General features: G+C 40.7%; 4 protein-coding genes and 1 pseudogene. All 5 read right to left on the bottom strand.

The features are described from left to right. The coding region (locus OSCIL6407_RS33135) for a type I restriction endonuclease (RefSeq protein WP_234709969.1) at nucleotides 1–845 on the bottom strand (845 nt) is incomplete at its 3' end. Nucleotides 846–851: 6 nt separating this feature from the next. Further along, a complete protein-coding gene (locus OSCIL6407_RS37420; RefSeq protein WP_019488012.1) occupies nucleotides 852–1,061 on the bottom strand; it encodes a hypothetical protein in 210 nt (69 codons plus the stop codon). Nucleotides 1,062–1,142: 81 nt separating this feature from the next. Further along, a pseudogene (locus OSCIL6407_RS37425) lies at nucleotides 1,143–1,241 on the bottom strand (hypothetical protein); the annotation flags it as partial. Then, on the bottom strand, nucleotides 1,220–1,543 hold the full coding sequence (locus OSCIL6407_RS37430) for a hypothetical protein (protein WP_019488013.1): 324 nt from the start codon (nucleotides 1,541–1,543) through the stop codon (nucleotides 1,220–1,222). The pseudogene OSCIL6407_RS37425 and the gene OSCIL6407_RS37430, both read right to left, overlap by 22 nt. A 9-nt stretch (nucleotides 1,544–1,552) precedes the next feature. Continuing rightward, nucleotides 1,553–1,746: restriction endonuclease subunit S (locus tag OSCIL6407_RS31500; protein ID WP_040650487.1), on the bottom strand; the 194-nt coding region annotated here is incomplete at its 5' end.

Raw genomic sequence — 1,746 nt, forward strand, 5'->3', positions numbered from 1 at the left:
GCGTAAGGATTTGGGCAGCTTTGAAACTGGTGAGGGTTTTTGCCCGATCCAGTGGTATGCCAGATATAGCCATTTTTGTTGGTGTTTTTGACACGCTCAATGATGGCTTCGACGGCGTAGTATTGATAGGGACGCAGCACCATCAGCACTTTGTCGGATTCGTGCAGGACAATGTATTTACAGATCATCTTGGAGACGTGGCATTTCTCCAGAAAGCTATCCGCGAAGTCTTCCAGTTGGGTAATCAGGTTATTGTCTTGGTCTGCCCAGTAGAAGGTTTGTTTAAATTCTTGTTTACGGTTGTTGGCGTAGTAACGGGTATTGACACCGTTGGAGATGACGAAAATTTGGACATATTGAAACAGTCCATTGTCTGCTCCGTAGGAATGGCGTTGGTAGCGGTTGATTTGGTTGAAGGCTTCCTTAAGTTCCAGTCCTCGGCGTTTCAGTTCGATTTGGACGAGGGGCAAGCCGTTAATCAGCAGGGTTACATCGTAGCGGTTTTTGTACTTGCCTTGCTGGGTAATCTGGTTCGTAACTTGATATTGGTTTTGACACCAATGTTCTGTGTTGAGGAATTCCAGGTAAAAGGTAGTGCCATCGTCGCGGCTGAGTTCCATTTTGTCGCGGAGTCGCTTGGCTCGGTCAAATACGTTACCCTTGTCAAGGTGGTTGAGAATGCTCTTAAACTCTGTGTCGCTGAGTTTGATGTGGTTATGTTTTTCAAGTTGGGCTTTGAGGTTGGCATTGAATTCTGCTGCACTGCTGATGTTGACGGGTTGGTAGCCTAGCCCCGTCAGACGCTCGATCAGTTTTTGCTCTAGTTGCGCTTCAGATTCCGTCATGGCGACCTACTCTTCATTTAACATTGCTTGTTCATCAAGGAAAACTTGTAGCCGGATCTCGTAATCTTCATAGTAAAGAGTATACAGTGCTTGGCTATAAAGTAGTTTTCCGTCTAAGGGATATTCTTCGTCTAGAAATTCATTGAATTCTGGACTTTCTTCATATCTAATTCGGTCTTCTTCGATTTTAATATCTTCTTTTGACTTCTTTTCCAATTCAAAACTGATAAACGAAGATATGAGATAACGGGATAGGCTTTCTGTTATTTCTCTCAGTAGCCGCGATAAATCTTGATCGTTAAGCAGTTCTTTGGGTATATGTTTTCCGTGAGATAAATCACCTCTCGCATTTCTTAATTCATTAATATGTTTTCCTATCTGTGAGAGTTTACTAATAAAATCCCTCTCGTATACATCATCATTTTTTGAAGTAACTTGGCTGCCTCACAGATAAGATTATTAGTTTCGCTTTTCGCACCTTTATTTAAACTTTTCCCTTCTATACTTGGGTCAATTTGCGTAATGATAGTTTTACAAATGCTCTGTAGAAGTGAATTACAGCAATCTAAGCTTACACCTGTATGTAAATCTTGGTGATAGTTTTCAATTGCGCTAATAAATTCGGCAAATGCACCATAGTATTGAAAGTCGGGGAATTCTTTGATATGTCTTTTCACTAACGCTTCTAAACTCTCCATAACACCTCATTACACAAACATTTTTTGTAGTAAACCTTTCTTGAATTGTTCGGTTTGGTCGATTTGGCGAGAGAGGGTTTCGATTTTGCGATCCATTGCTGTTAAAAAACCAGTAATTTTTTCTTGTTCTTTTTTGCAAGGGTAAAATAGTATGATTGCTGACAATGATTCTTGGTTGATATTTGTATTTGCGCTAGAGGTAG

This window comes from Kamptonema formosum PCC 6407, from assembly GCF_000332155.1.
Lineage (GTDB): Bacteria > Cyanobacteriota > Cyanobacteriia > Cyanobacteriales > Microcoleaceae > Kamptonema > Kamptonema formosum.

Coding starts and splice junctions, on each gene's coding strand:
- OSCIL6407_RS37430 (WP_019488013.1), bottom strand. CDS start 1,543: ATGGAGAGTTTAGAAGCGTTAGTGAAAAGACATATCAAAGAATTCCCC.